This window comes from Endozoicomonas sp. SESOKO3, assembly GCF_024606255.1.
Window position 1 is genome coordinate 1 of record NZ_JAHHPR010000463.1, and the last position, 1,387, is coordinate 1,387.

Genomic DNA, 1,387 nt, shown 5'->3' on the forward strand with positions numbered 1-1,387 from the left:
AAGAATGACCAATGATGTTCCTTTATTTTTCCAAGGCAGAAAGTCAGTACAGATTGTAGTGGCGTTTTCTATCAAACGAAGAGGATAGGATTGTTATTATTGACTTAAGTTGTTTAGTGAGATTTGAATGCATTTTTACCGCTTATTCATAGCATTTGTTCTTTCCCTGCTAGCTTTGGCGGATGTGCCATTATGCTATTCCTCAACCCTGATTGACCGACATCATTTCGATGGGCACAAGGTGCGGATTGAAATCAATGAGGGTACAGATCCGCAACAGGAAGTAAATCAGTGGCAATTGAGCTTGCTGCTTCCGGAAGGTTTCAATGACCAAAACAGCGTCCTTTGCTTTAATACACCTGTGGTGCCAGCGGACTCGAACAGTATTGCGCTACCAGTAACGAATAACCTGAGCAACTATTGCTATCAACTAGTGATAATGAACGGGGAACAAACCCCCGTTTTCCAGCAGGCTTCTAAAAATGGCACACTTGTTCGTTTGAAATCCACGACGGCAGACAGGCCAGAACTGGCTTCCGTAAACACCCACCCACCCCTGAGCAGCAAACCTCATACTCCCCCACTCACCCTTCTGGCCTACACCGAAAACCTGACTGACCTTGGGTTGGAAACCGGGAAAACCCGGAACAACACACGAACGCTGACAGGAGACAAACTCGCTGGCAACGTCGATTTATCCGGTGGCGGCAACGGGGGCTTCTTTTATTTGCCTCCCCCTCCACCCTGGAGAGGTGGAGGGGGTTGGCCAACGGGATTATTCGAAATCGACCTGGTGGTCCTGCAACCGGTCATTTCATGGCTGCTGTCCATAGGCAAGGATTCTGCCTCGCTTGAGGAACAGCCATCCCCGACACGTCTGAAAATAACACGCGTCAATGCCGATGGTTCTTCCAGTGAAGCCGTTATACCCGTTGGTTGGCTTGATTTCCTGAATAGTGAGCAACTGACCGATGTTCACTTCTGGAACACCCTCTTCCAGCGTGGTGACACCTCTTGCCCGGCCAGCGAAAACCTTCAGTGGCAGCTTACCTGTTTAAAGCTATTTCTTGAGCGCATAGCCTTGAAGACAGATCATGCAGGTGGTTTAAAGGCAGGTAATGGGGATGGAGAACCCTCTGGCAGGGTTCCAGACAAAGAATCAAAAGACGAAGATAACCATCATCAAAAGGAGCAGAGATTTGAACCCGAAGGCCAGGAGAGCCGATCATCGGGAGAAGGCAATGAAGACAGAGAAGGTGGAGATGACAGCAAAGACGACAATGGAGAGGAGAGTGAAAAAAAGGCTACGACTCAAGACCTTCAGGAACTTGCGAACCAGCTTATAGCCATCATTGAAAGCGACGCTCCCGATGCCGTTTTTAAGCTG

At 48.7% G+C, this 1,387-nt stretch carries 1 protein-coding gene; it reads left to right on the forward strand.

All coding sequences use genetic code 11. The features are described from left to right. Positions 1-127: 127 nt before the first annotated feature. The coding region (locus tag KDK18_RS07890; RefSeq protein ID WP_257254357.1) for a hypothetical protein at positions 128-1,387 on the forward strand (1,260 nt) is incomplete at its 3' end.